At 64.1% G+C, this 19,007-nt stretch carries 17 protein-coding genes; 13 read left to right on the top strand and 4 right to left on the bottom strand.

All coding sequences use genetic code 11. The features are described from left to right. Positions 1 to 21: 21 nt before the first annotated feature. The 3 genes from metX (at position 22) to BOH68_RS00845 (ending at position 2,552) form a co-directional block, all read left to right on the top strand. Entirely contained in the window at positions 22 to 1,215 is a 1,194-nt protein-coding gene (gene metX, locus BOH68_RS00855; RefSeq protein ID WP_077379977.1) for a homoserine O-succinyltransferase MetX, read from the top strand. After that, the gene (metW, locus tag BOH68_RS00850) at positions 1,208 to 1,822 is read left to right on the top strand and encodes a methionine biosynthesis protein MetW (protein WP_077379447.1); all 615 of its coding nucleotides are present in this window, start codon (positions 1,208 to 1,210) and stop codon (positions 1,820 to 1,822) included. The genes metX and metW overlap by 8 nt, the downstream gene beginning before the upstream one ends. Before the next feature lie 235 nt (positions 1,823 to 2,057). After that, positions 2,058 to 2,552: an acyl-CoA thioesterase gene (locus BOH68_RS00845; protein WP_077379450.1), complete on the top strand. Its 495-nt coding sequence runs from the start codon at positions 2,058 to 2,060 to the stop codon at positions 2,550 to 2,552. A 111-nt stretch (positions 2,553 to 2,663) separates the two neighbouring features. Here the strand turns inward: BOH68_RS00845 and BOH68_RS00840 are convergent, their stop codons facing one another. Beyond that, on the bottom strand, positions 2,664 to 3,725 hold the full coding sequence (locus tag BOH68_RS00840; protein WP_170877488.1) for a ChaN family lipoprotein: 1,062 nt from the start codon (positions 3,723 to 3,725) through the stop codon (positions 2,664 to 2,666). A 200-nt stretch (positions 3,726 to 3,925) separates the two neighbouring features. Here BOH68_RS00840 and BOH68_RS00835 point away from each other — a divergent pair, with 200 nt between their 5' ends. Beyond that, positions 3,926 to 4,300 carry a Rieske (2Fe-2S) protein gene (locus tag BOH68_RS00835; RefSeq protein WP_077379454.1) on the top strand — a complete coding sequence of 125 codons (375 nt, stop codon included), beginning with the start codon at positions 3,926 to 3,928 and terminating at the stop codon, positions 4,298 to 4,300. Positions 4,301 to 4,333: 33 nt separating this feature from the next. On the opposite strand, the gene BOH68_RS00830 is transcribed toward BOH68_RS00835, so the two are convergent. Both BOH68_RS00830 and BOH68_RS00825 read right to left on the bottom strand, forming a co-directional pair. Further along, entirely contained in the window at positions 4,334 to 5,200 is an 867-nt protein-coding gene (locus BOH68_RS00830; protein WP_077379456.1) for a DNA/RNA nuclease SfsA, read from the bottom strand. After that, complete coding sequence (locus BOH68_RS00825) at positions 5,200 to 6,384, bottom strand: aminotransferase class I/II-fold pyridoxal phosphate-dependent enzyme (RefSeq protein ID WP_077379458.1); 1,185 nt, start codon at positions 6,382 to 6,384, stop codon at positions 5,200 to 5,202. The genes BOH68_RS00830 and BOH68_RS00825 overlap by 1 nt, the downstream gene beginning before the upstream one ends. A 275-nt stretch (positions 6,385 to 6,659) precedes the next feature. Here BOH68_RS00825 and dksA point away from each other — a divergent pair, with 275 nt between their 5' ends. From dksA to BOH68_RS00780, 9 genes are all read left to right on the top strand, one after another. After that, positions 6,660 to 7,097, top strand: a complete 438-nt coding sequence (gene dksA / locus BOH68_RS00820) for an RNA polymerase-binding protein DksA (protein ID WP_077379460.1) — start codon at positions 6,660 to 6,662, stop codon at positions 7,095 to 7,097. Between the two features lie 136 nt (positions 7,098 to 7,233). Then, entirely contained in the window at positions 7,234 to 8,148 is a 915-nt protein-coding gene (gene gluQRS / locus BOH68_RS00815) for a tRNA glutamyl-Q(34) synthetase GluQRS (RefSeq protein WP_077379462.1), read from the top strand. 128 nt (positions 8,149 to 8,276) lie between these two features. Next, positions 8,277 to 9,776, top strand: a complete 1,500-nt coding sequence (locus BOH68_RS00810; protein WP_077379463.1) for a sigma-54-dependent transcriptional regulator — start codon at positions 8,277 to 8,279, stop codon at positions 9,774 to 9,776. Positions 9,777 to 10,881: 1,105 nt separating this feature from the next. Continuing rightward, positions 10,882 to 12,282, top strand: coding sequence for a polynucleotide adenylyltransferase PcnB (gene pcnB, locus BOH68_RS00805; protein WP_077379465.1), 1,401 nt, complete (start codon positions 10,882 to 10,884; stop codon positions 12,280 to 12,282). Between the two features lie 29 nt (positions 12,283 to 12,311). After that, entirely contained in the window at positions 12,312 to 12,809 is a 498-nt protein-coding gene (gene folK / locus BOH68_RS00800) for a 2-amino-4-hydroxy-6-hydroxymethyldihydropteridine diphosphokinase (RefSeq protein WP_077379467.1), read from the top strand. A 181-nt stretch (positions 12,810 to 12,990) separates the two neighbouring features. Continuing rightward, the gene (panB, locus tag BOH68_RS00795) at positions 12,991 to 13,782 is read left to right on the top strand and encodes a 3-methyl-2-oxobutanoate hydroxymethyltransferase (RefSeq protein WP_077379469.1); all 792 of its coding nucleotides are present in this window, start codon (positions 12,991 to 12,993) and stop codon (positions 13,780 to 13,782) included. Then, positions 13,782 to 14,636, top strand: a complete 855-nt coding sequence (panC, locus tag BOH68_RS00790; RefSeq protein ID WP_077379471.1) for a pantoate--beta-alanine ligase — start codon at positions 13,782 to 13,784, stop codon at positions 14,634 to 14,636. The genes panB and panC overlap by 1 nt, the downstream gene beginning before the upstream one ends. Positions 14,637 to 14,735: 99 nt before the next feature. After that, positions 14,736 to 15,116, top strand: a complete 381-nt coding sequence (panD, locus tag BOH68_RS00785; RefSeq protein ID WP_077379473.1) for an aspartate 1-decarboxylase — start codon at positions 14,736 to 14,738, stop codon at positions 15,114 to 15,116. A 278-nt stretch (positions 15,117 to 15,394) separates the two neighbouring features. After that, positions 15,395 to 16,576, top strand: coding sequence for an acetyl-CoA C-acetyltransferase (locus tag BOH68_RS00780; RefSeq protein ID WP_077379475.1), 1,182 nt, complete (start codon positions 15,395 to 15,397; stop codon positions 16,574 to 16,576). A 112-nt stretch (positions 16,577 to 16,688) separates the two neighbouring features. Here the strand turns inward: BOH68_RS00780 and pnp are convergent, their stop codons facing one another. Further along, positions 16,689 to 18,842: a polyribonucleotide nucleotidyltransferase gene (gene pnp, locus BOH68_RS00775; RefSeq protein ID WP_077379477.1), complete on the bottom strand. Its 2,154-nt coding sequence runs from the start codon at positions 18,840 to 18,842 to the stop codon at positions 16,689 to 16,691. Positions 18,843 to 19,007 lie beyond the last annotated feature (165 nt).

Here is a 19,007-nt window from a genome sequence, read left to right as displayed (position 1 = left end):
ATGCTGGAAACCTTCACCACGATGCCTGATTCCCTTCCCCCGGATTCGGTCGGTCTCGTCACGCCCCGGACTGCCCACTTCGATACACCGCTGGAGCTGGCCTGCGGCAGACGCCTCGAACAGTACTCGCTGGTCTACGAGACCTATGGCGAGCTGAACGCTGACGCCAGCAACGCCCTCCTGATCTGCCACGCCCTGACCGGACACCATCACGCCGCCGGCTACCACGCGATGAGTGATCGCAAGCCCGGCTGGTGGGACGACTACATCGGCCCCGGCAAGCCCATCGATACCTCACGCTTCTTCGTCATCGCGCTGAACAATATCGGCGGCTGTCACGGCAGTACCGGCCCGACCTCGATCAACCCGGAAACGGGCGAACAATGGGGCCCCGATTTCCCGCTGGTGACCGTGCCGGACTGGGTCGAGAGTCAGAAGCGCCTCGCCGAACGTCTCGGCATCACGCGCTTCGCCGCGGTGGTCGGTGGCTCACTGGGCGGCATGCAGGCACTGCAGTGGGCGATGGATCATCCCGAGCGCGTCGGGCACGTCGCCATCATCGCCTGTACCCCCAAGCTCTCGGCGCAGAACATCGCCTTCAACGAAGTCGCGCGCCAGGCCATCCGCTCGGACCCGGAATTCCATGACGGCTGGTACTCACGCGTCGATGCCGTGCCCAAGCGCGGTCTCAAGCTGGCCCGCATGGTCGGTCACATCACCTATCTTTCCGAGCACTCGATGGGGACCAAGTTCGGGCGTGACCTGCGCCAGGACCGCCTCAACTTCGGTTACGACGTCGACTTCCAGGTCGAGAGCTATCTGCGCCATCAGGGCGACACCTTCTCCACCGCCTTCGATGCCAACACCTACCTGCTGATGACCAAGGCACTCGATTACTTCGATCCCGCCGCCACGGCCGGCGATGATCTGGCCGCGGCCATGGCACCGATCAGCTGCCCGGTGCTCGTCGTCAGCTTCACCACCGACTGGCGCTTCGCTCCGTCACGCTCGCGCGAGCTGGTCAACGCCATGATCCATGCCGGCAAGAACGTCAGTTATGCCAACATCGATTCTCCTCACGGCCATGACGCCTTCCTGCTGCCGGGAGAGCGCTATCAGGCAGTGCTGGGCAACTTCCTGACCCGCGCATACGACAAGGCCTGCAACGCAGCCTCTCCCCTGCACACCGCTCCCCAGGAGGCCAGCCATGCGTAACGACCTCGCCCAGATCCACGACTGGATTCCCGAAGGTGGCCGCGTGCTGGATCTCGCCTGTGGGGATGGCACCCTGCTGGCCTCGCTCAAGGAGACCAAGGGGGTATTCGGCTACGGACTGGAGATCGATCCCGACAACATCAGCGCCTGCGTGGCGCGCGGCGTGAACGTCATCGAGCAGAATGTCGATGATGGTCTGGCCAATTTCGCCGATGACACCTTTGATCGCGTGGTGATGTCCCAGGCCCTGCAGGTACTGCGCCGCCCGGACCGTGCGCTGGAAGAGATGATGCGCGTCTCACGTGAAGCCATCATCACCTTCCCCAACTTCGCCTACTGGCGTCACCGCCTGCACCTGGGGCTCAAGGGGCGCATGCCGGTCTCCAAGTCACTGCCGCACGCCTGGTACGACACCCCCAACATCCACCTCTCGACCTTTGCGGATTTCGAGCGGTTGTGTCGTGCCCAGGGCCTCAAGATCATCGACCGCGCAGTCGGCAATGGCGATCACGAGCCACATCCGGCGGCGACCTGGTGGCCGAATCTGTTCGGAGAGGTGGCCATCTTCCGCGTCTGCCGCGACAACTGTCCGCCCGACAAGCGCTGATCACACTCGCCACACCGCCTTTGGAAAGACGGCCGACAGGGAGTCCCTGCCGGCCGTTTCGCGTCATGACGCCGCCAATTCTCCCCGCGCTCTCCCCGCGGCGCGATAGCGTTGCGCTATCCGGGCCATGCACAGACAGTCGCAACTAAAGTCTATATACTTTCGGGGTAAACGCAGCTGAGGATCACGGCTCGCACTTCCGGTGAGGTGCGCCGGCATCCCGAGGAGAGAGTGCATGAACTTCCATACCCGCAAATGGGTCAAGCCCGAAGACCTCAACCCCAACGGCACCCTGTTCGGTGGACGTCTGCTGGCCTGGATCGACGAAGAAGCGGCCATCTACGCCATCGTCCAGCTGGGGACTTCCCGCGTGGTGACGAAGTTCATGTCGGAGATCAACTTCGTCTCCAGTGCGCGCCAGGGCGATATCATCGAGCTGGGCATCACCGCCAGCGCCTTTGGCCGCACGTCCATCTCGCTGTGCGTCGAGATCCGCAACAAGATCACGCGTGAACGCATCCTGACCATCGACCGCATCGTGCTGGTCAGTGTCGATGCCGACTTCAAGCCGGTGCCCCACGGACGCACTCGTATCACGTATATCGAGGATCGCTTCCGCGAGCAGGCCGGCAGCAACGACAGCCAGGCCAATGACGCCGACGGGGATGCCACGCCGCAGAAAGCGGCCCGTCGTCGCGCAGAAGGCCAGGTCGACGTCAAGAGCGGCTGAGCGCAGCCCGACTGATCGCAGCCCGACTGAGCGACGCGATGCAAGAACGCAAAAGGCACCTCACAGGAGGTGCCTTTTTTCATGCCAGCGTTGCTCGCCCGGCCCGCTTTCTCAGCCCGGCAGATCCGGCGTGGCGATATCCGCCGCCTCACGCAGTCCCGCGCAGGCATCCTCTGGCTGAGCGACGGCCGGGGTGAACCACACCAGGTCGTACGCCGGGGCCGCCCCCGCACTTTCCGGAAGATAGTCATCGAGCTGGGTCAGCGGCTGACCCTCCTCCCCCCAGGCCACCGGCATCAGTGCGATGGAGAGCGAATCCCGGGTCAGCCAGCGCGGCACGCCGATATCGCGACGCGCATGGCCACTGCCGGCCACCAGCAACGCCGTGGCATCGCGATTGGCCAGCGCCTCGAGACGCTCCGCCATCTGCTGATCACGCGCCAGCTGGGCACGCAGCAGACCATCCAGGCGCTCTGCCCCCAGCAGACCACAGTGGCCTTCATCCAGCGCCTCGCGCTGCAGCCTCAGCACGGCCTCCGGCAGTGCTGGCGCCGTCTGGTCCTGAGCCATCACCGCGCGCACCTGCTCTCTGGTCAGACTGGCGGACGAGAGGGGGGCGCCGCTGTCCAGCACACCACGCAACACGCTCGAGTAATCGGTGAATTTCCAGCGTGCATCCCATGCCAGCAGGCGCATCAGCTCCTCATCCGGCAGGCCCGCCACGGCCAGCGAGGTGCGATTGACCAGTGACAGCGCCGCATCCTGACGGGAATCCAGCATTTCCATTGCCACGCCACCCAACTGACGACGTGCCGCCAGTGCATCGATCAGCCAGCGCTCCAGCAGATGATGATCCGGGTTGTCGTGATGCTCTCCCAGCAGCACCAGCGGATGCGCCTGCGCCCAGTCCACCAGTGCCGCCGGTGACAGGCGTCGATTGCCCTGCGCCACGAGAATGCTGCCCAGCAACGGATGTGAGGCGTCGGGATCATGCCAGGCAGGCAAGGGCGGAAGCGGCCCCGGCGGCGCTTGAGCCGCCTGCAGCGCCCCGCTCCCCAGCAACGAGAGACCGCCGACGCCGGCGACCATGCCAGCCAGCAACTGGCGACGCGTGAGGCCTGCCTGCCCAGCTGGGGCAGGACGGAGGAAGGCGGGACGATGAAATAGCGACATGAAGATAACCAGGCGTGAAGAAAGGCGATAATGGCCAACGGCGACACAGTCCATCGCGCACGGAAGGTCGAGCACTGCCAGCGGCAGCCGAGCATTCCCTGCTGGCCGTCATTGCCCCATGATACCCGATGCGAGCCCCCTGATGCCCGAACGCACCGCGTTCTTCACCAACGCCTCTCGCCCACTCAGAGGAGACCCGCATGACACGCCGCCTGCTCCGCCTGCCACTGCCGGAGCTGCGCATCGGCTGCAGCCTGCCGATCAGGCTCGAGGATGGCCGCCCGGCCATGCTGATCCGGCTGGCCGATGGACTGCACGCCTATCTCGACGCCTGTCCGCACCGCGGCAGCCGCCTGATCGCTGACCCCGCCCACGACGAGCGCGAACACCGCGACCCCTATCTGGACGCCACCGGCGGACTGATCCTGTGTCATCGTCACCAGGCCTGCTTCGAGCCGCAGCAGGGCCTGTGCCTCAGTGGCCCCTGCACGGGGCAGCGACTGACCGCGCTGGACGTGACGATCGAGCGGCCTGACGGCTCGCCGGCGCAGCTGGTGCTGAAGAGTCGGCACTGAAGTGCCCCGCGATGATCAGAGTGAGCTCAGGCGTTACCCGCAGAAGCGCGCCTCGTGCAGCGGCAGCACCTCCTTGAGGGTCAACGACGCCTGCCAGAGCGGCTGCCTCGCGTCATCATGACAGGGCGCCAGTGCGACCTGCATCCTCAGCGCCAGCACCTCGACACCGGCGGCCTGGGCCGCGGCGAAGGCCTCGGCATAGGCCGGGTCCAGGTGAGCCGCCGGCGCGACATCCTCGATGGCATCGTGCGCGACGCAGAACACCAGCACACAGCGATGACCGGCCGCGACCAGCGCGGCAAGACTGGCAAGGTGACGGCGCGCGCGCGTACTGACCGAGTCCGGAAAATACCCATGCCCATCCGACTCACGCAGGGTGAGCTGCTTGACCTCGACATAGATCGAGGCGGCCTGCTCATCGCGCGGCCACAGCTGGAAATCGAGCCGCGAGCGCTCCGCGATCTCACTGCCTGCTGGCATGACCTCGACCCGTGCCTCCCGCTCGATTCGCGCCAGATTCGTCAGCCCTCTCTCACGCAGCGCAGCATGCAGTGCAGGCGGGCACTCTGACGAGTCCCCCTCCCGCAGGACCGCCTCGACATGCGCATTGGCACGTCCGGTATGCACCGCCACCAAGGCCTCACGCCGACCGCCAGCCCCGGGAGGGTCCAGGGGCAGGCGAATCAGCTCCCAGGTCCAGGCAAGCTTGCGCTTCGGATTGTTGGATGGTGACAGCCATACCTCACAGCCTTCCACGCACACGGCACGCATCGAGCCGGTATTCGGACAATGCGCCGTCACCACCTCGCCTGCCCGTTCCCCCTCGAGCAGCTCCACTTCAGCGAAGAAGCGCTTGTAGCGCCGGATCAGCCGACCACGATACAACCCTGTCAACTGCATCAGGCAGATGCTCCCGCCGGGGCAGCACGCCGCTCCAGGAAGCGCTCAAGTCTCGTCAGGGCTTCGCGCAGACGCGCCTCATCGGCCGTGAAGGCGATCCGCACATGGCGACGTCCATCTGCCAGCGCGAAATCGGTCCCCGGCGTGATGGCAACGTTCTCTTCCTCCAGCAAGGCACGGCAGAAGGCCTCGCTGTCATGACTCAAGTGCGAGATATCCAGCCAGACGTAGAAGGCGCCCTGCGGGGGAACCGACGGTGCCAGCCCGAGACGTTCGAGTCCGGCCAGCAGCACGCCGCGCCGCGCCTCCAGCACCTGGCGACGGCGTTCGAGCTCGGCCTCGCACTCCGGCGTGAAGGCCGCCAGCGCCGCATGCTGCGCGGGGGTGGAGGCAGCCAGGAAGACATTCTGCGCCAGGCGCGACAACGGCTCGACCGCCGCTTCCGGCGCCACCAGCCAGCCCAGTCGCCAGCCGGTCATGCCGAAATATTTCGAGAAGCTGTTGATCACGAAGGCATCCGGACATTCCGCCAACGCCGTATGTGCAGGCACGCCATAGGTCAGGCCCTGATAGATCTCATCGACCAGCAGGTGAGCGTCTCGGGCTCTGCACAGCTCCCCCAGCGCCTGCAGCTTCTGTGGCGACAACACGTGCCCGGTGGGATTGGAAGGAGATGCCACCATCACCGCACGGGTGTTCTCGCGCCAGACCTCATCGGCAAGCTCCGCGGTCAGCTGCCAGCCGCTCTCGGCGCTGACAGGCACCACGTCGAGCTGGGCATCGACCAGCCCCATGAAATGGCGATTGCACGGGTAGGTCGGATCCGCCATCAGCACGCTGTCACCGCGCTCGGCACACAGCAGGGTGGCCAGCAGCAGAGCGCCAGAGGCACCGGGCGTGACGATGATGCGCGAGGGCGAGACCGTGACACCGTGACGGCGCTGGTAGTCTGCCGCGATGGCGTCGCGCAGCGCGGGCAGGCCACAGGCGGGCGTATAGCGAGTCTGGCCGGCGGCCAATGCCGCCTGGCCGGCCGCGATCACCGGCGCGGGGGTCGGGAAGTCGGGTTCGCCCACTTCCAGATGGATGACATCATGCCCGGCAGCCTCTCGCGCCTGGGCGGCTTCCAGCAGCGTCATCACGCGAAAGGCGGCAACGGATTCAAGACGGCGGGCAAACTGCATGATGGCACTCCTCGTGACGGAAGCTTCATTCTAGGCACCTGCCAAGGCCCATTCCCACCCCCTTTTCACAGGAAAATGCATGTTTGCGTGAACAGGCCTGTTCATGAGCCGGCACAAACTATCGTCGGAGTTCGGTTGCAAACTTGTCATTTTTACGCTAAATAAGCTGATCTTCTCGCGAGGGCAGCAGTCAGGACAGCCCCCTCGCCGTGGCCAAGGAGGCAGTGCAACAGACTGTCGACGGCCCAAGTCACCTTGCGGAATGAGGCGGTCCCATGCCAGTAGCTGAAACCAAGCCGGAAGCGCTTAAGAAATTCACCCCGTACGAGCCGGCAGCGGGTGAAGAGTACATGAACGAGAAGCAGCTAGCGCACTTCCGTCAAATCCTGCTGGACTGGAAACAGGAGCTGATGGAAGAGGTTGATCGCACCGTGCGTCACCTGCAGGAAGATGCCAACAACTACGCGGACCCTGCAGACCGTGCCACTCAGGAAGAGGGCTTCAGTCTCGAACTGAGAACGCGTGACCGCGAGCGCAAGCTGTTGAAGAAGATCAACGAGACCATCGAGAACATCGATGAGGACGATTACGGCTTCTGCGAAGCCTGTGGCGTCGAGATCGGTATCCGCCGACTGGAAGCACGCCCGACCGCGACCCAGTGTGTCGACTGCAAGACACTGGCCGAGCTGAAGGAAAAGCAGCTGGGCCGCTAAGCCCCGCTGTCGGTGAACCGACGGCCCGCCGTCGACCTCATCCCCCATACGGGCACCCTCCTTGGAGCGGTGCCCGTATGCGTTGGGGTCCGCACAGCCAGACATTCCCCCAATCACGGACGCTGGAGCCCTGCCGATGCCCACCGCCTACCGTGGCCGTTTTGCCCCGACCCCCTCTGGCCCACTGCACGCCGGTTCACTGCTGGCGGCCGTGGCCAGCTACCTGGATGCGCGGCATCACGCTGGCCAATGGCTGGTGCGCATCGAGGACATCGACCCGCCACGCTGCCCCGCAGGCAGCGCCGACACCATCCTGCGTCAGCTGGAGGCCTTCGGCCTGCACTGGGACGGCGCGGTGCGCTATCAGAGTGATCGCCACGCCGCCTACGACGAGGCGCTCGCGAAGCTCAAGGCCACGGGTATCGCCTATCCCTGTGATTGCTCCCGCAAGCAGTGGCGGGCCTTCGCGGTCTACCCGGGCTGGTGTCGCGATCGCGATGAGCCACCCGCTGGCGAGCACGCCTGGCGTCTGGACGTGCGAGCGGCAGAGCGCTTCGGTGTAGCCGGCGCCATCGCCGGCTGGCACGATCGCCTGCAAGGCCCGATCCAGCAGGAACTGGCGGCACTCGGCGACGTGGTACTCAAGCGTCGCGATGGCCTGTGGGCCTATCAGCTGGCCGTGGTGGTGGATGACGCCGAACAGGGAATCACCGACGTCGTACGCGGCCTGGACCTGCTCGACAACACGCCCTGGCAACGCCTCCTGCAGGCGTCCCTTGGTCTCCCCACACCGCGCCTGACGCACCTGCCACTGATCACCGCCGACAATGGGCAGAAGCTCTCCAAGCAGAACCTGGCCCCGGCCCTGCCGGTCGATGAAGTCGCCATTCGCCAACTGCTGCATCACACGCTGACGCTGCTCGGGCAGGCACCGCCAGCCGAGCTGGCCACTGCCAGCCCCGCGGAACAACTGGCGCACGCCACGCCACGCTGGTCGCTCGCGAACGTTGGCGCGGCCCAGTCACTGCGCATGGCCACGCCATTTCCATGACGACCAGGCCAGCCACGATTGTCGGATTGCCAGCCCACGGGGAACAGGGGAGACTTTGTACGAGATAGCCAAGGCATCAGCGCCATCTCATTTCTTCACGCACTCCATCAGGCGAGCGATAGCATTCCATGGCCCGGATTCTGATCATCGAAAAGGAAGGTGCCACACGCACTGCCCTTCAGCATCTGCTGGAGCGCGACGGGCACGGCGTGGTGCATGCCAATGGACTTGAAGACGCCTGTCGTCAGAAACCCGGCGAGTTTGCACTGGTCATCTGCGATGTCGCGCTCGCCGGAGAACATGCCAAGCCCGTTCTCGAGGCCAGCCACCCTGCCCCGGTGATCCTGCTGGCGGATCCCCCCAGCCTGCATGGCGCCATCGCCTGCCTGAAAGCCGGCGCCGCGGATTATCTGCCCAGACCCTTCGATCAGGAGGCCTTCGCGCGCAGCGTACGTGAGGCGCTGGCCTTGCCGCGCAATGACGATGCGCCGTCCCCCTCATCGCGCCCCTCCTCTCATTCCGGAGCCACCGGCTCGCAGGTCGAGATGATCGGCCACTGCCGTGCGATGCAGCAGGTCTATACCCGCATCCGCAAGGTGGCCCCCGCGGATGTCACCGTACTGGTACTTGGCGAATCCGGTACCGGCAAGGAACTGGTCGCACGTGCGATCCATCGCCAGAGCGGACGGCATCAGGCACCGCTGATCTGCGTCAACTGTGCCGCCATTCCGGAAACCCTGATCGAATCCGAGCTGTTCGGGCATGAAAAGGGCGCCTTCACCGGCGCGACGAATTCACGCACCGGCCTGATCGAAGCCGCGGATGGCGGCACCCTGTTCCTGGATGAGATCGGGGAACTGCCGCTGGATGCTCAGGCTCGCCTGCTGCGTGTCCTTCAGGAGGGTGAGATACGTCGCGTCGGTGCCATCGAGACGCGCCATGTGGATGTCCGCCTGATCGCGGCCACTCACCGTGACCTGCACCGCCTCTCCGCGACCGGCGAATTCCGCCTGGATCTCTATTATCGCCTCAACGTCATGGAGATTGACCTGCCTGCGCTGCGTGAGCGGGGAGATGACGTGCTGGAACTGGCCGAACACCTGCTGAAGGGCATCGCGCGCCGGCATGCCCGGGAGGGGATGCGGCTGTCACAGCGTGCCCGCCAGGAGATCCATCAGTACGGCTGGCCCGGCAATGTGCGCGAGCTCGAGAACGCCCTGGAGCGCGGCGTGATCCTGGCAGACCGTCGGATCATCGCCCCGGAAGACCTGGGCCTGCGCGCCGAGCATGTCCTGCGAAGCGATACTGCTGGCGGCCGTCCACAGGAGCCCCTCGCCCACCAGCCGCCTCCCGTCACTTCAGCACCGCGTCCGCAGGCCGAAGGTGCCGCTCCGGCACGGGAGACCGCCCCCCCTCGACCCGCACCTCCTCTCGCCAACCCGACACCGGAAGAGGAGGACCTGTCCCTCGAGGACTACTTCCAGCATTTCGTTCTCGAACATCAGGACCACATGAGCGAAACGGAGCTAGCCCGTCGTCTCGGCATCAGCCGCAAGAATCTGTGGGAGCGCCGTCAGCGGCTGGGTATCCCGCGCAAGAAGGCACGCCGTGGCAGCGCGACGTCCTGAGGCATCATCAGCACATGCCTCCCTCAAGCAGGCGCACGGGCAGGCTGACGATCACCAGCCGACCCGCGGGCTCCCCATCCGCATTGCACCAAGCGGGTGCTCGCCCCCACGACTCACCTGGCCGTCTTCGAGACATCAACACTCAAACCCCTCAGGACTCGGCAGGCAGCCAGCCGGTCTCGCTAGACTTTAGTGCCGAATCCATGCCGGAAAACACTTCCCAATCATTAGCTTGCGAGTCACTCCGTTAGACCTTCGCACCAATTGTTACCATCGACCCCAAACAGTGCCCCCATCCAGCGCGGTAATGGCCACGTCAGGTAACACCTCAGCCTCACCTACGCCTCACGTCTCAGCGACCTATGTCTAAATGACTGAATTACGTGTTTTTTTTAAGCTGTGGCACATCCGATGCAATAACACGGTCAAGAAAAAGAACAACCGGAAATACGAAGCGCGCCCAACAACAACAACAAGATTGCGCAAGGCTTCGAAAACCCTCGACACCAACAACAACAAGATTCGTCGAGCGAGTGACATTGATGATGACAGGCAAGCACGGCCGAGATTCATGGCCGGATGCTGGAGCCACAACAAGAACAAGCGGCCGCACGTCATCATCCGCCGAACCAACAACAAGATATCGGCAGTCCGGAATCTACTGACCAGGACGCGACGAATCCGGCCTCGAGTGCCAACAACAACAAGATACTCGACCCCGGATCACCCCCGACCCAACAACAACTCGCGGGGGGAGGCTATTCAGCCGTCGGTGAATGGAAGATTGTTTTGAATACGAGATGGTCACTGAACAGACGGTCAGATAACAACAATAGCTTCATCTGTCTGCGTGATTGGCGACTGTGGTGCGTATTCAAGGCGATGCGCCTTCACGAAAAAGAACATCTGCTCAAAGATGCGTGTACTCTACCTGAAAGGGAGACCGAGAAATCGGTCTCCCTTTTTCCTTGCCCGAGAGGCATTTCTTCCCTCATCAGGCACCTTGAAGTGCAGTCTCGGCCCATCAGTGGCAGACCGGCGCTTTGCCAAGGTATCTGCCCTCCGCTACACTGGGCGGCCTGCTACGCACGAGTCGAATCGCTGCATGTTCAAAGGATTTACCCGCTTTCTCCAACGCCCCGGTGACCGCTTGAAGACGCTTTTCAATGCAACTGACGCGCCCGAGGCCACCCTGCCCAGCCTGCGTGTGATACCGCGGGATGAGCATCCCGTGTCCCGCCGCCAGCTCAGCGAAAACGCGCTGAAGGTGCTCTATCGCCTGCAGAGCGGCGGCTATCAGGCCTATCTGGTCGGTGGCTGCATCCGCGATGCCCTGCTCGGCGAGCGCCCGAAGGACTTCGACGTGGCGACCAACGCCACGCCGGAACAGGTCCGCGAGCTGTTCCGCAACGCACGCATCATTGGCCGACGCTTCCGCATCGTGCATGTACGCTTCGGCCGTGAGGTGATCGAGGTCACCACCTTCCGTGGCAAGCCTGCCGACAGCACGCCGAGCCAGCATACCCAGCAGTCGGAAGATGGCATGCTGCTGCGCGACAACGTCTGGGGCTCCATCGAGGAGGACGCGCTGCGCCGCGACTTCACGATCAACGCCCTCTACTACGACGTGTCCGACTTCACGATCCACGACTGGGCACATGGCGTGCGTGACATCGAAGCGCGCATGATCCGCCTGATCGGTGACCCGGAAACGCGCTATCGCGAAGATCCGGTCCGCATGCTGCGGGCGGTCCGCTTCGCCGGCAAGCTGGACTTCGACATCGAGGAAGCCACCGCCGAACCGATGTACGAGCTGGCACCGCTGCTGCTGCAGATTCCGCCGGCACGCATGTTCGAGGAAGTGCTGAAGCTGTTCATGTCCGGCTACGCTCTGGAAACGTTCCACCTGTTGCGTGAGTTCGGTCTGTTCCAGATGCTGTTCCCGGAAACGGAAGAGAGCTTCGCGCACTATCACTGGTCCATGCCGCTGATCGAGAAGGCGCTGGCGAGCACGGATGATCGTATCCGTGACGACAAACCGGTCACGCCGGCCTTCCTCTACGCTGCGCTGCTGTGGCCTGGCGTCAAGGCACGCACCGACCAGCTGGTCGCCAGTGGCATGCCGGACATCCCGGCCGCCCACCAGGCGGCTCAGCAGGCGATCGCCCGTCAGCTCAACCACACCTCGATTCCGAAGCGCTTCAGCATCCCGATGCGCGAGATCTGGGACATGCAGGCCAAGCTGCCGCGTCGCCGTGGCAAGCGCGCCTTCCAGACCCGCGAGCATCCACGCTTCCGCGCCGCCTATGACTTCCTGCTGCTGCGGGAATTCGCCGGCGAAGTGAAGCCGGGACTGGGCAAGTGGTGGACCGACTTCCAGGAAGTCGATTCCCGTGCTCAGGTCGCCATGATCGAAGGCGTGTCCGATGAGGGGCCGGCAGGCAGCAAGCCCGCGGGCACCAAACGTCGCGGCAAGCGCCGTCGCAATGGTCGTGGACAAGGCTGAGCACTGACGTGCCGACGCAGGAACCTCGCATGACTTCGACAGCCTTGATCGGCCTCGGTGCCAACCTTGACGATCCGCGCGCTCAACTCGAGCGCGCACTTGAGGCGCTGGACCGCCTGCCGCTGACCCGCTGCACGCGCCACTCGCGCCTGTATGCCAGCAAGCCGGTCGGGCCTCAGGATCAACCTGACTTCGTCAATGCCGTCGCCGAGCTCACCACACGCCTCTCCCCCCTGGCGCTGCTGGATCAACTGCAGGCACTCGAACAGCAGCACCGTCGCGTACGATTGCGCCACTGGGGGCCTCGCACCCTGGATCTGGACCTTCTACTGTTCGATGATCGCTCCATCACTACCCCGCGCCTGTCAGTGCCGCACCCCGAGATGCTCACACGAGGTTTCGTGCTGCGTCCACTGGCGAACCTGCTGGGCCCCGTACGCGTTTCCTCCCTGAGCGAAGATGACCTGGAGACGCTGGCACAGCGGGTTGAAGGAGATGACTTGCTCCCCCTCGGGCCTCGGGAGTAGAGTTTCGCCACATTGTTACCGATGCGCCCACTGATCGTGGCTCGGTAACACTTTCTGGTAACACCGGCTCGTCCTGTCAGGTCGCGCACATGGCTCCCCGCCTGCGACGATCCTGGCCACGTCGTCCGTCCGACGCCACGGACACGACAAGGCACACGCGCCGCAACGAGTACGCTTCCTGATGAAAAACGTCACCCTGAGCACCCTGCGCCGCCTCAAGGCCGACGGTGAGACGTTCAGTTGCCTCACTGCCTACGACGCGACCTTCGCCCACCTCGCTGGAGAAGCCGGCATTGAAGTACTGCTGGTCGGCGATTCCCTCGGCATGGTCCTGCAAGGCCACACCAGCACCCTGCCGGTCACCATCGATGACATCTGCTACCACACCGCGGCCGTCGCGCGTGGCAAGCAGGGCAGCCTGGTCATGGCTGATCTTCCCTTCATGAGCAATGCCAGCACCGAGATACTTCTCGACCATGCCGCACGTCTGATGCGTGCCGGTGCCGAGATGGTGAAGGTGGAAGGCGAAGCCTGGCTCGCCGAGGCCGTCACGGCCCTCGTCCAGCGTGGCGTGCCGGTCTGCGTGCACATGGGCCTGACGCCGCAGCATGTCCATGCCTTCGGAGGCTACAAGGTGCAGGGCCGCGAGGAAGCGCGCGCCACGCAGATGATCGCCGACGCCCGCACGCTTGAAGCCGCCGGTGCCGCGATCATTCTGCTCGAGTGCGTGCCTGCCGAGCTCGCCGCACGCATTCGTGATGCGGTCGAGGTGCCGGTGATCGGTATCGGCGCAGGCGTCGAGGTGGACGGCCAGATTCTGGTCATGCATGACATGCTCGACCTGACACCGGGCCGCAAGCCGCGCTTCGTCAAGAACTTCATGGCTGAGGCCAGCAGCGTGCAGGACGCCTTCGCTGCCTATCATCGGGCCGTCAAGGAACGCAGCTTCCCGGCAACGGAGCACACCTTCTGATGGAGACCCTCACTCACATCAGCGCCCTGCGCGAGCGCCTGGCCGAGGTGCGCCGCAAGGGCCTGCGCATCGCGCTGGTGCCCACCATGGGCAATCTGCATGCAGGCCATCTGTCCCTGGTGCGCGCGGCACGCCGACAGGCGGACTTCGTCGTCGCCAGCATCTTCGTCAACCCGCTGCAGTTCGGGCCGGGCGAAGACCTCGACAGCTACCCGCGCACGCTTGTCGATGACCAGAACGCATTGACCGCAGAGGGCTGCGATCTGCTGTTCGCCCCGTCGACAGCGGAGCTGTACCCCGAAGGGCGCACCGGACTGTGCAACGTGCAGGTCCCGGGGGTCTCCGAAGGCCTGTGCGGCGGCAACCGACCGGGACACTTCGATGGCGTGGCCACCGTCGTCAGCATCCTGTTCCATCTGGTGCGTCCCGATGTCGCCTGTTTCGGCGAGAAGGATTTCCAGCAGCTGGCGGTGATCCGCAAGCTCAATCGTGATCTGCACTTCGGGATCGAGATCCTCGGCGTGCCCATCGTGCGTGCCGAGGATGGTCTGGCACTCTCCTCGCGCAACGGCTACCTGAGCGCCGAAGAACGCGCCATCGCCCCTCGCCTTGCGCAATGCCTGAATGCGCTCAAGGACAGCCTCGAAAGTGGCACCGCGCCTGCCGAGGCCCTGCGCGTCGCACTGGCCGCCATCGGCGAGTGCGGCTTCAAGCCGGATTATCTCGAACTGCGCCGCGCCGAAGACCTGGGCCCGGTGCAGGACGACACCCGTGATGCCGTGATTCTGGTCGCGGCACACCTGGGACGTACCCGTCTGCTCGATAACCTGAAGGTCGCCTTGCCGGTGGCCTGATGCCTGAATAGACTGCGCCGCCCTGCCTTCACGACCGTGTCCCGCGTTCCGGTCATCAAGGCCTCCTGCGCCCGGCGGCGCTCAACCGGAGATATCCCGATGCAAGCCATCATGCTCAAGGCCAAGCTGCACATGGCCCGCGTGACCCATGCCGTTCTCAATTACGAAGGCTCCTGCGCCATCGATGGTGACCTGCTCGACATGGCAGGCATCCGTGAGTACGAACAGATCCAGATCTACAACGTGGACAATGGCAAGCGTTTCACCACCTATGCCATCCGCGGTGAAGAAGGTTCGAAGATCATCTCGGTGAATGGTGCCGCGGCCCACCAGGCCGACGTCGGTGACCGCGTGATCATCTGCGCCTTCGCCAACTATGCAGAGAGCGAGCTGGAGGCCCACAAGCCCTCCATGGTCTATCTGATGGAAGGCAATGAGGTCAGCCACACGGCCAACGCCATTCCGGTGCAGATGGCCTGATCGCCGTCCTCCCACGGCAATGAAACACGCAACGACGACGCCAGCCCCGCGAAAGCGGAGCTGGCGTCGTCGTTGATGGCCACGCAAAGGGGCGCACCCGGAGCACGTATGGCAAATGGCTGACAGACCCACGACGCTTTGACGATTGCCGCATTGCACAACACTGCCTTATGCTGGAATCTCGCATCAGCAAGGCTGCAAGCCCTCTACCCGATTCGACAGTGCAGGGCGCAGCGTCTTTGACTCAGACAGTCTCGCGAGAGAACAGGAGCGTTCAGATGCAAGATGTGGTGATCGTAGCAGCTCGTCGTACCGCCGTAGGTGCCTTCGGTGGCAGCCTCGCCGGCATTTCCGCCGCTGACCTCGGGGCACATGTCATCAAGGATATCCTCGCCAGCACAGGGGTGAGCGGTGATCAGGTCGACGAAGTTCTGCTCGGCCAGGTGCTGACGGCAGGCTGCGGCCAGAATCCGGCTCGTCAGACCGTCATCAAGGCAGGCCTGCCGGAAGGCGTGCCGGCGATGACCATCAACAAGGTCTGTGGCTCTGGCCTGAAGGCACTGCATCTAGCCACCCAGGCCATCCGCTGTGGCGATGCCCAGCTGATTCTGGCCGGCGGTCAGGAGAACATGTCACTGTCTCCTCATGTGCTGCCCAACTCCCGCAATGGCAAGCGCATGGGCGACTGGAAGGCGATCGACACCATGGTCCATGACGGACTTTGGGATGCCTTCAATGATATCCACATGGGCATCACCGCCGAGAACCTGGCAGAGAAGTACGAGATCACCCGCGAAGCGCAGGATGCCTTCGCTGCCGCATCCCAGCAGAAGGCCTGCGAGGCCATCGAGGCGGGCCGCTTCAAGAGCCAGATCGTTCCGGTCGAGATTCCGCAGCGCAAGGGCGACCCGGTCGTCTTCGACACCGACGAGAACCCGCGTGCCGGCACCACTGCCGAGAAACTTGCCGGCATGCGTCCAGCCTTCAAGAAGGATGGTACCGTCACCGCAGGCAACGCCTCGGCGCTCAATGATGGTGCCGCCGTGGTCATGCTGTGTTCCGCCGACAAGGCCCGCGAACTTGGCCTGACGCCGCTGGCGACCATCAAGGCGTACTCCAACGCCGGTGTCGACCCGAAGATCATGGGCATCGGGCCGGCTCCCGCCACCCGCCTGTGCCTCAAGAAGGCCGGCTGGAGCCTGGAAGATCTCGATCTCGTCGAAGCCAACGAAGCCTTCGCCGCCCAGGCGCTCTCCGTCAACAAGGAGCTGGGCTGGGATGCCGACAAGGTCAACGTCAATGGCGGTGCCATCGCGCTGGGCCACCCGATCGGGGCATCCGGCTGCCGTGTACTGGTCACGCTGGTACACGAGATGATCGCCCGCGATGCCAAGAAGGGTCTGGCGACCCTGTGCATCGGCGGCGGCCAGGGTGTCGCACTGGCCATCGAGCGCAGCTGATCGCTCACGGATGATCTCCCGCTGCCCCCGCGATCACGGGCACCAGGAGACAAGAAAGCCCCCGCCAGTCCTGCTGGCGGGGGCTTTTCATTGGGCTGAGGGGATGGTGGCCTTACTGGCCGTCTGCCGCCTCAGCAAGCTTCTCGGCTGCCTGACGTGCCACGAAAGCCGCCTTCTCTTCCTCGCTGATCTCCTTCAGCGACAGCTTGACGCGATTGCGGTTGTCGATGTCGAGCACCTTGACCACGACCTCATCGCCTTCATTGAGATAATCGCGCACGTCATTGACGCGCTCCTCGACGATCTGGGAGATATGCAGCAGGCCATCGGTGCCCGGCATGAAGGTGATGAAGGCCCCGAAATCGGCGATGCGAGCGACCTTGCCGGCGTACAGCTTGCCGATCTCCGCCTCGGCGATGATGCCCTCGACATAGTGAGCGGCCGCCTGGGCCTGGGCCTTGTGCTCGGCATAGATACGCACGCTGCCGTCATCGTCGAGATCGACATTGGCACCGGTCTCTTCACAGATCTTGCGAATGGTCGAGCCACCCTTGCCGATCACGTCACGGACCTTGGTCGGCGCGATCTTCAGCGACAGCATCGCCGGGGCGTTGTCGGACACCTCTTCGCGGCTACCCTTCAAGACAGCGTTCATCTGCTCGAGAATGGTCAGGCGCGCCTCAAGGGCCTGCTCCAGCGCCTGCTCCATGATGGCCTCATCGATCCCCTCGATCTTGATGTCCATCTGCAATGCCGTGACGCCCTCTGCCGTCCCCGCGACCTTGAAGTCCATATCCCCCAGGTGATCTTCATCCCCGAGAATATCGGTCAGCACGGCCACGTCATCGGCATCCTTGACCAGCCCCATGGCAATCCCCGCCACCGGCGCCTTGAGCGGTACCCCGGCATCCATCAATGCCAGCGACGCCCCACACACGGACGCCATGGAGCTTGAACCATTGGACTCGGTGATCTCGGAGACGACACGGATCGCGTAGGGGAAGTCCTCGACGGTAGGCAACATCGACTCGATCCCACGTCGCGCCAGACGCCCATGACCGATCTCGCGACGTTTGGGAGAACCGATGAAGCCCGTCTCGCCGACACAGTAAGGCGGGAAGTTGTAGTGCAGCATGAAGCGATCATGCTTCTCACCTGACAGCCCCTCCACCAGTTGGGCGTCACGCGTGGTGCCCAATGTTGCCGTCACCATGGCCTGTGTCTCGCCGCGCGTGAACAGCGCAGAGCCGTGGGCCTTGGGCAGGACGCCAACGGCGATGTCCAGCGGACGCACGGTGCGTGCATCACGACCATCGATGCGCGGCTCACCGGCAATCACGCGCTGACGGACGATGCGCTTCTCCAGTGCAGCGAAGGCACTGGCCACCGCACTCGCCTCGAAGCGTGCATCCCCTTGCGTCTCCAGCGCCTGAATCGCCCGAGCCTTGAGTGATGCCAGCGCATCCTGACGCTCCATCTTGTCATGCAGACGGTAGGCCTCACCGATCTCCTCGCCCACCTCACGCTCCAGCGCCTCCATCAACACGCTATCGTGCGTCTGGGCGACCCAGGACCACTGGGGACGATTGACCTTGGCGGCAAACATCTCGATCGCCGTGATCACCTTCTGCATCTCATGATGGCCGTAGAGCACCGCGCCCAGCATCTCGTCTTCCAGGAGTTCCTGCGCCTGGGACTCGACCATCAGCACTGCCTGCTCGGTACCTGCCACCACCATGTCCAGCTCGGAGTGGGCAAGCTCGCTGTAGCCGGGATTCAGGAAGTAGCCCCGTTGCTCACTGAAGCCGACACGCGCTGCTCCCACGGGGCCGGCAAAGGGCACACCCGAGATGCTGAGCGCCGCCGAGGTACCGATGAGCGCCGCGATATCCGGATCGACATTGCGCTCTGCCGACATCACCGTGCAGACCACCTGCACCTCATTCATGAAGCCTTTCGGGAACAGCGGTCGGATCGGGCGATCAATCAGCCGTGAGGTCAGCGTTTCCTTTTCCGTCGGGCGCCCTTCACGCTTGAAGAAGCTGCCGGGGATGCGGCCGACCGCGTAGGAGCGCTCCTGATAATGCACCGACAACGGGAAGAAGGACTGTCCAGGCTTGGCGGACTTGCTGGCCACTACCGTGCACAACACCGAGGTATTGCCCATGGTCACCATCACGCTGCCGGTGGCCTGACGCGCGATGCGACCGGTCTCGAGCGTGATGGTGTCATTACCGTACTGGAAGCTGTGCGTAACCGGGTTCACGGCGCATGTCCTTTAGTCTGATGTCGTCGATGTCCGGCGCTCATGGTAATGCGCGGCGCAGACAATGAAAAGCGAGTGAGTCTCACGCAGCATGCGGGCTGCAGCCGGATCGGGAGGCGATTGCCCGCCCGCTTCTCCCCACGGTATCAGGCACAAAAAAACCGA

Origin of the sequence: Cobetia sp. MM1IDA2H-1 (assembly GCF_002916775.2) — a bacterium.
Classification (GTDB): Bacteria; Pseudomonadota; Gammaproteobacteria; order Pseudomonadales; family Halomonadaceae; genus Cobetia; species Cobetia marina.
This window is presented reverse-complemented; position numbering and strand designations above follow the sequence as displayed.

Excerpts from the sequence above, each read along its gene's own strand:
- dksA (WP_077379460.1), top strand. The coding sequence starts at position 6,660 with ATGCCAGTAGCTGAAACCAAGCCGGAAGCGCTTAAGAAATTCACCCCG.
- panC (WP_077379471.1), top strand. The coding sequence starts at position 13,782 with ATGGAGACCCTCACTCACATCAGCGCCCTGCGCGAGCGCCTGGCCGAG.
- folK (WP_077379467.1), top strand. The coding sequence starts at position 12,312 with ATGACTTCGACAGCCTTGATCGGCCTCGGTGCCAACCTTGACGATCCG.
- metX (WP_077379977.1), top strand. The coding sequence starts at position 22 with ATGCCTGATTCCCTTCCCCCGGATTCGGTCGGTCTCGTCACGCCCCGG.
- BOH68_RS00845 (WP_077379450.1), top strand. The coding sequence starts at position 2,058 with ATGAACTTCCATACCCGCAAATGGGTCAAGCCCGAAGACCTCAACCCC.
- BOH68_RS00810 (WP_077379463.1), top strand. The coding sequence starts at position 8,277 with ATGGCCCGGATTCTGATCATCGAAAAGGAAGGTGCCACACGCACTGCC.
- BOH68_RS00825 (WP_077379458.1), bottom strand. The coding sequence starts at position 6,384 with ATGCAGTTTGCCCGCCGTCTTGAATCCGTTGCCGCCTTTCGCGTGATG.
- panB (WP_077379469.1), top strand. The coding sequence starts at position 12,991 with ATGAAAAACGTCACCCTGAGCACCCTGCGCCGCCTCAAGGCCGACGGT.
- BOH68_RS00830 (WP_077379456.1), bottom strand. The coding sequence starts at position 5,200 with ATGCAGTTGACAGGGTTGTATCGTGGTCGGCTGATCCGGCGCTACAAG.
- panD (WP_077379473.1), top strand. The coding sequence starts at position 14,736 with ATGCAAGCCATCATGCTCAAGGCCAAGCTGCACATGGCCCGCGTGACC.
- pcnB (WP_077379465.1), top strand. The coding sequence starts at position 10,882 with ATGTTCAAAGGATTTACCCGCTTTCTCCAACGCCCCGGTGACCGCTTG.
- BOH68_RS00780 (WP_077379475.1), top strand. The coding sequence starts at position 15,395 with ATGCAAGATGTGGTGATCGTAGCAGCTCGTCGTACCGCCGTAGGTGCC.
- BOH68_RS00835 (WP_077379454.1), top strand. The coding sequence starts at position 3,926 with ATGACACGCCGCCTGCTCCGCCTGCCACTGCCGGAGCTGCGCATCGGC.
- gluQRS (WP_077379462.1), top strand. The coding sequence starts at position 7,234 with ATGCCCACCGCCTACCGTGGCCGTTTTGCCCCGACCCCCTCTGGCCCA.
- BOH68_RS00840 (WP_170877488.1), bottom strand. The coding sequence starts at position 3,725 with ATGTCGCTATTTCATCGTCCCGCCTTCCTCCGTCCTGCCCCAGCTGGG.
- metW (WP_077379447.1), top strand. The coding sequence starts at position 1,208 with ATGCGTAACGACCTCGCCCAGATCCACGACTGGATTCCCGAAGGTGGC.